General features: G+C 48.1%; 7 protein-coding genes. All 7 read right to left on the bottom strand.

All coding sequences use genetic code 11. The annotated features are described in order from the left end of the window. On the bottom strand, nucleotides 1–551 hold a 551-nt coding region (locus tag FZ041_RS13305), incomplete at its 3' end, for an MBOAT family O-acyltransferase (protein WP_488655848.1). Beyond that, nucleotides 551–1,750 (bottom strand): O-antigen ligase family protein, encoded by a 1,200-nt coding sequence (locus FZ041_RS13300; protein WP_149189905.1) that lies wholly within the window; start codon nucleotides 1,748–1,750, stop codon nucleotides 551–553. The genes FZ041_RS13300 and FZ041_RS13305, both read right to left, overlap by 1 nt. After that, nucleotides 1,740–2,933: a glycosyltransferase gene (locus FZ041_RS13295; RefSeq protein WP_149189904.1), complete on the bottom strand. Its 1,194-nt coding sequence runs from the start codon at nucleotides 2,931–2,933 to the stop codon at nucleotides 1,740–1,742. The genes FZ041_RS13300 and FZ041_RS13295 overlap by 11 nt, the downstream gene beginning before the upstream one ends. A gap of 19 nt (nucleotides 2,934–2,952) precedes the next feature. Next, the gene (locus tag FZ041_RS13290) at nucleotides 2,953–3,855 is read right to left on the bottom strand and encodes a VirK/YbjX family protein (protein WP_149189903.1); all 903 of its coding nucleotides are present in this window, start codon (nucleotides 3,853–3,855) and stop codon (nucleotides 2,953–2,955) included. Between the two features lie 15 nt (nucleotides 3,856–3,870). Next, nucleotides 3,871–4,638 (bottom strand): glycosyltransferase family 2 protein, encoded by a 768-nt coding sequence (locus FZ041_RS13285; protein ID WP_369407323.1) that lies wholly within the window; start codon nucleotides 4,636–4,638, stop codon nucleotides 3,871–3,873. Continuing rightward, nucleotides 4,635–5,792 (bottom strand): glycosyltransferase, encoded by a 1,158-nt coding sequence (locus tag FZ041_RS13280; RefSeq protein WP_149189902.1) that lies wholly within the window; start codon nucleotides 5,790–5,792, stop codon nucleotides 4,635–4,637. The genes FZ041_RS13285 and FZ041_RS13280 overlap by 4 nt, the downstream gene beginning before the upstream one ends. 154 nt (nucleotides 5,793–5,946) lie before the next feature. Then, complete coding sequence (locus FZ041_RS13275) at nucleotides 5,947–7,485, bottom strand: L-lactate permease (RefSeq protein ID WP_149189901.1); 1,539 nt, start codon at nucleotides 7,483–7,485, stop codon at nucleotides 5,947–5,949. Nucleotides 7,486–7,490 lie beyond the last annotated feature (5 nt).

Below are 7,490 nucleotides of genomic sequence, written 5' to 3'. Positions count from 1 at the left end.
TAATTTATAACAAAGTTCCGCAATCTTGAAAACTGCGGGATCATGCTCTTATGATATATGATCGGTCCCGCAATCAGATGTGGAAAAATTGTTACAAACAAGCAATAGGTCAAAAACGAATACCCTTGGGTCTCGCCCCGATACGCATCAATCAAATAAGCAGTCTGCGTAAAGGTAAAAAAGGAAATACCAAGCGGCAGAATGATATTGGGAATATCATACGCCCTTCCCGTTAAGCCGTTAAGCGTCTCCAAAAAGAATCCCGTATATTTGAAATAACCCAGCAATAACATATTACAGGTAATGCCAAATGCCAAAAAGCGCTTTTTATGTGCCGACTTTTCCAAGCGAGCGCCGACAAGATAATTGAACACAATGGATGCAAGCAACAACGGTACATACTTCACATCCCAATAGCCGTAAAATCCTATCGATGCAATTACCAACCAAAAAGTAGCTGCCTTTGTTTTACGATAGTGTGCCAAAGAAAAATAAACGACAAATACAATCGGTAAATAGAGAAATATAAACTCATAGGAGTTAAATAACATTAGTCGTTGCACCCCACATTATCTGCAATCATAGCTAAGCCAATCAAAAACCAAAGTTCACGCATCATCGGTACCGATATGAAATTAGCATCGGTCAAGCCAGACACATGGACACCAGCAAAAAGAATGATACCCGCAAAGGCAAACCAATTGATTGTCTTCTTGTTCACAGATTCACGATATCTTCTGACCAACCGTACAAAAATATAGATATTCAGCAGCAGGAACGCCATGCCGCCTACAATACCGCCTTCCGTCAAGCGTTTCAAAAAGTTGTTATGTGGATGACCATGGCCTGTGTCCGGATCGCCTGGAATCGGACGTTCCTTCGCCAGCGGAGAAATATAGCGCGTATTATATACCAGCTTGAATTCATCTGGTCCAATGCCCCAAACCGGATAATCCTTAATTATTTCCCAGGAAGACTGCCACATCAGCAAACGTTCAGAATTCGACTGGTATTTGAGATCCATGATCGTGTTAACGCGTGCCTGCATGCTAGAACTCATGCCAAAGATCAGTGCTATGACGACTAACAGACCCGCCAATCCACCCAAAACTCGTTTACGATTCATCGGATAGAGCAGGACAACCAGGCAAGCCATGAACGCAAAGCCAATCCAGGCGCCACGCGTCTGAGTAGCAATCAAAATAAAAAAAGCGTAAAACATCGTGGCCAAGAAAAATGCCCGGCAACGCTTGGAAAAACTATTGTCAGCAGCAGCAGCGCCCATTACCGCGATTGCCATCAGCATATTAGTACCAAAGACAGTCGCAACACTGCTCAATCCCTGGGGCCGGGTAATATGGTGTAACACCTGCCAGGTTGCCGCAATATCCGTAATAATTACGGAAACGGCAAAAGCTATCAGGATATTTTTCAATTGTTTTTTCTCACGGATACAGGTCATGACAAAAAACAACGGGAATATCCGATAAAATGTCGCAAAAACATCCTTGATGCTGACAACAACGTCCAACGAATTTAACGCGATAACAAACCACACTAAAAAGTATATGCCAAAAGCTTTAAGAAACCCTGCATCAAATTCTGGCCATTTTTTTAAAGTTACACGATGATAAACGACCAATATCGATCCCAAAACGATGGCGACAGATGTTGCTGCCGGTGCAATATTTGATGCCAGCGCAAACAGTACCATAATATAGTACATATACTGATAATATTTATTTTCCATTATACGCGTCTCCACTTACGATTCTCTCCAACAAATCTTCCCACTTTTTCCAGATGATATCCGCAGAATATATCCCCATCGCCTTACGTGCCATCTGCCCCATCTCTGCACGCATTTTTTTATTCGCCATCAACAGGTCCAATTTCTCGGCCAAAGGATCCACACCATCCTCACAAAGAAATCCCGTCTTACCATCATCGATAAGCCCTGCAAGGCCAGTACATCTTTTGTAGCCTACTGCCGGAAGCCCCATACTCATCCCCTCGGCTGCAGTCAAGCCAAACCCCTCCCCGGAGCTTGGCAACACAACAATATCGCCTTGATACAATACATGTTCCACATCATGCGTCGTTCCCTTTATCGCAATCTGTTGACTCAGTCCCGCCACATCGATAAGCTTTTGCAGATATTTCCTATAACTCCGCTTGTTTTCGGCCCCCCATATCTCAAGCTTCCACTCCGGATACTTGGCTGCAAGCTTAACAAAGGCCTTAATCAGTAAATGAGGACGTTTTATCGTCTTTACCAGCTGACCGATAAAAATTATTTTATACTCTCGCTTCTTCTGCAACAAATCTGCCTGACGCTCATATTGTGGTACCACATTCCCAATAACCTCTACCGGCGTAGCGGGATAACGCGATTTAATCGCACGAACAAAATCAGGTAATAGCACCTGGCAAGCCGTGCTCCTTGCAACAGCCTCCTGCTCCGCAGCGGGATAATTATGGAAATAGTCCTCAGGGTCACCATGTGACATGGTAACAATAGGAATATCCGACTTCAAATCCAGGATAAAATGTTTGCTGGCAGCTGGCTGGAACGCCACAATTACCTCAGGCTTATTTTTCGCCAAGATATCCTGCAGATATCCCAGCAGGTTCTTGGTGACAAAGTAATTATTGACCCGTTTGGCAAGTTTTTTTGAAAAGGGTCTTACGAATTCCCGCAGAACCTTGTAATAAATCGGAAACACTATATCATTCCCTTGATAATGCCGCAGATTATAAGAAACCACCGCTTGATCCACAGGGAAAAAAAATTGCCCCTCTTTGTCATCGCTATACACAATGGTTACTTCATGCCCCCGCTTTGCCATTGCGTCAGCAAAAGCACAAGTTACTTTAGATAAGCCTCCAGCATCATCAACCATCGCCGTAAAATTTGCTAACAGAATACGCAAAATTAATCCTCTCTCATCCTTATTTCAATATCTCCTGCATACGGAGCTCTATCTGCCGGTCAACATCATCTTGGAACTCGAAGCGTTTGCGATATACCGCCCTTTTTCGTGTAGGTACTTCCTCCATAGTCTTGCGAGGTTCCACCAAAGGCAACTCATAGAACCGTTTATCTTCAGTTTCATGCCCACCGGCCTCAACCCAGAAAGCTCCAAAATCCGTTTTTAACTTCCGATCCCGGCGAACATGATTATTCGCATAATAGCCTTCATTCGACACCGCATATATATGTTTCAACTGCAGCGACCGTGCAACGGCCATCACCATATACAAAATCAAGTTCTTCGTCCGATAGCGATGGGACAGCTTAGTCACTTCTTTCACGACATCGCGCGCATTTTCCATATTTGGTCCCTGCAGCGCCCCTATCCACATACTCATCTCTCCATTTTGATCTGGAGAGATCCAAAACATAATCTGGTATAAATGCTGCTGTTGCCATTTCATTTCCACGGAAAGCAGCCCCTCTTTTCGCTGACCAGTTTCAAAGCGAAGCTCTGCCAGCCAATCCTCCCCCATATCTTCCGACTGCCAAATAGTATAGCCTTGATCCAACGACAACTCTTCTGCCCATTTATCCTGCAGGATTGACTGCAGATAGTCATAATGTGAGCGAACAATCCTGCTGCGTTCATCCAGCGTGGACCCCTTGTAAAAAAAGGCTCTCGTAATCTGCTCAACCGGAAATGGATTGCGCGCGAAAATACGGCGATGAAGTTCATCCTTTTCAAAGTACTTCATAAGTTCCGCAATCGCTGGATAATGCAAGATAGCACGTACAACAAAAACAACGAACCGATGTGCCTCACGCAGATTATCCGTATTGTATATTTTCTTTCCTAGATGAATAAGATCTGTTATCATGATTCCCCTCTTCGACTACGTATCTCTTCTGCTCTTACGCTGCAGCTCAAGTAACTTCGTATACTTGGTCAACGTATAAAAATAATGATATTGGCAAAGAATAAATCCTAACCAGCCATCTAAAAAGCCTAGCTTCAATAAATACATCTGCAAAAAAGCAAAACCAGCATGAAAATGCATAAGAACGCCGTTCGTATACGTCCCCTTTTGCTGCATTTTCTCAGCCATAAGCGTCGTATAACGATCAAACTTAGCAAAATATTGTTCCCATGAGGTCAGACACTCATGATGTGCTGCAGCTTTCAAGCGAACAACGGGTAACTCCGTAACCGCCCGCTCATGAACGACACCTTCCCACAAAACCATCGTCCGCGGAAACAACCGGACCACATAATCAGGACGATAAACACCATGACGCATCACTTGCCCCATTACTACGCTTTCGCGCTTGATAGCAGCAGCCCTCTGGGGCGCTCCATGGATATGCGCAGAAATTTCCTTCGCCAGCTTTGGCGTTATCCTTTCGTCTGCATCAAGATACAAAACCCACTCTGCTTCCGTCTGCTGCAGTGCAAAGTTACGCTGCCCAGCGAATCCGTTGTCCACCATCGGATGCGAAACAACTCTTGCACCTAAAGATTCTGCCAAGCGGCACGTTCCATCTTCACTCCCCGAATCGATAAGAATAATCTCATCGGCAAAATCCACACTTTCAATACACGCCTGAATATTTTCTTCTTCATTGTACGTCAATATCACTACCGCTATTCTGGCTGACATCATATACTCCTTTGCTCCTTGAAAATCTCTTCCAAGCGCTGTACAAACGATGCTGGCGAATACAGAGCGGCCGCTTTTTGCAAATCCCTCACATATCCAGCTGACCTCTCATCATATGTATTGATAAACCGTTCCAAGGTCTCACGCAGAGATTCCATATCCCCACTCTTAAACAATAAGCCGATCTGGAACGCAGCGAACACTTCTGGATTCATATCATCACTAGCCACCACAGGTTTCTGGAAGCCAATCGCAGTAAACAACATTCCGCCCCAATGATAACGATAGCGCGGTGCCGAGTACGGCATGAGCAAAGCATCAATATCCATGATTGCCTGCTGCCATTCAGCACCAATAAGCCCCTTGTGCAGGAACTCTATCCCGTCATATCCACTGTACTTCTTGATAATCCGTTCAAAGTCCGCTGCATCTTCAGGGTGCATCGTTGCCCCCTGAACCAGCAGCCTGACCGGCCGCGTATAATTGCCCTGCAAATATACCTCCAAAAAGTCTTCCAACCGCTTTTCACGCCGGTATTGCCCGAAAAAGCCAATAGTAAGTGGTCGTCCTGCGCTAACCGGCGAAGCCATTGACTTCCTCTCGATATCTCGCGGAACAAATGTCGGCGGATAAATCGTACGGATATTATCCCGCTTTTCCCCGAATATATCTTCCGTAAACGTCAATACCGTCGGACGTATATTCGGGCAGGCTTCCAGTTTCTTCGCCGCCTTGAGAAACTTGGGAGCTTCACCCGGATTAATGCCATGCAGGATAAATATAATCGGCACTGGCGAATGACGGAGCACACTTTTCGCTATGGCACGCAAATAACGATACGTTGAGGTTGGAACAATGATTGCATCCATTTCGCCCCGTTTTGCAGCTTCGTATAACTGACGATACCAACTCATGCGGTGAAGCTCACGTTTTATCGTACGCATCAGCTTTCTGACCCCAGTCACGCCACTATACGATACCACGCTACCCTGCAATTCATGTACCGGCACATGATAATCCATGCTGAAGTGAAATCCCTCCGGCACATAAAAAAAGACTTCATGACCTTGTTGCCGGAATTCTTCCACCAAAATCCGATTAAAATCTACTTCATGACCACCTGGTGTCATGATATTTTCAAATATTGCTATACGCATGCCTGCCGTCGCTCCCTACTTCAATACTCCCTAAAAAATCATTATATCATAACACCATAAAAAATGCTCTATCCATAATCCAGCGTCATCACCGATCCATTAAAGCTCCCACCACCAAAAAACGCTCCATCATCCGATGGAGCGTTTCTCTGATTCATAACCAGACCCGGCCCATATATACCAAGCACCCCAACAACAGGATGAAGGGCAGATATATCTTCATCGCCAAGGCCAGCAGATGGCTCTCGCTGCCTTTGCCGGCGACGCCGATGGCCGCGACGCCGATGGCGATGCTCTGCGGGGCGATGATCTTTCCCGCACAGGCGCCCGTGGCATTGGCCGCAGCTATCCAGACCTGTGTGTTCTCGGAGGCCCCGATGGCCACGGCCGCATCCATCTGGAGCTTGCCTAAAAGGATGCAGGTGGACGTTGCCGATCCTGTGATAAAACCGCCCACCGAGCCGATGAAGGCGGCGATAGCCGGATACATGACGCCCGTAGCTGCCACGGTATGGTCAGCGATGGTCGTTGTCATGCCGCTGTAGCCCATGACCTTGGCCGTGGCGATGATGCTGATGATCGTCACAAAGGTCGGCCGCAGGCTGGACACCGTCTTGCGCAGGACCTGCAGCATGTCGCCCAGGGGCGTCCGCTGGATGAAGCCGCTCAGGAACGTGGCAAAGAAAATCACCATGCCCGGCGTCGCAACCCAGTGGAAGGTATAGGGACTGCCGCCATCCCCCTTGTAGATGAGCACTGACGTGCGGATCTGCGAAATCGAATCATAGATCATCGGCACCAGCTTGCTGGTCAGGAGCAGCAGGATGAAGATCAGCACAAAGGGCAGCCAGGCAAAGAACGCCTGCCGGCGGTTGACGGCTGGCGCTTCCTCCCGCTGCAGCACATAGGCAAAATCCTGCGGGGGAAAGAACCGCACGGCAGCCATGATGGCTCCCATGGTGCAGACAGCCCCCGCGACGCCCGCCAGCTCGGGCCCCAGGAAATACGATACGACGAGCTGGGCCGCGACATAGCCGACGCCAGCTGCCAGACAGATAGGCACCATGCCGCGGATAGCCCGCCAGCCACCGCCAGCAATCGCCACCATCAGGAAGGGGCAGAAAATGCCCAGGATGCTGATCTGCAGCGCCACATAGGTAGCCAGCTGGGCAGGATCTGTCCCCATGATGCCCGACAAGGTAACCAGCGGAATGCCAATCGAGCCATAAGCCGATGGCACGAAGTTAGCCACCAGACAGACGGCCACGGCACTTACGGGATTGATGCCCATGCCCGCGAGCATGCTGGCCGGGATCGCCACGGCCGTACCGAAGCCCGCCATTCCCTCAAGGAAACCGCCAAAGCCAAAGGCGATGAGCAGGATCAGCACGCGATAGTCGCTGCTGACCGAGGTGAGCATGGCCTTGATGCGCTCCATGCCCCCCGTATGTACCGATAGATGATATGTATAGATAGTCGCTGTGATGATAAGAAGTATCGGCCAACACGCCAGTGCCGTGCCTTCAAGCACGGCACTGGCCATGTAATCCCAAGGCATGCCGAAATTCATGATGCTTACCACCAGTGACAGGAAAAGCGCCACAGGGCAGGCCTTCCAGGCCGCCATTTTCAGGCCGGAAAGCGCCAATATCAACCAGAGTATCGGCAGCACGGCCAGCCAAAAAAGGGTCACAAGTA

Source organism: Pseudoselenomonas caprae (assembly GCF_008271345.1).
GTDB lineage: Bacteria > Bacillota > Negativicutes > Selenomonadales > Selenomonadaceae > Selenomonas_A > Selenomonas_A caprae.
This window is presented reverse-complemented; position numbering and strand designations above follow the sequence as displayed.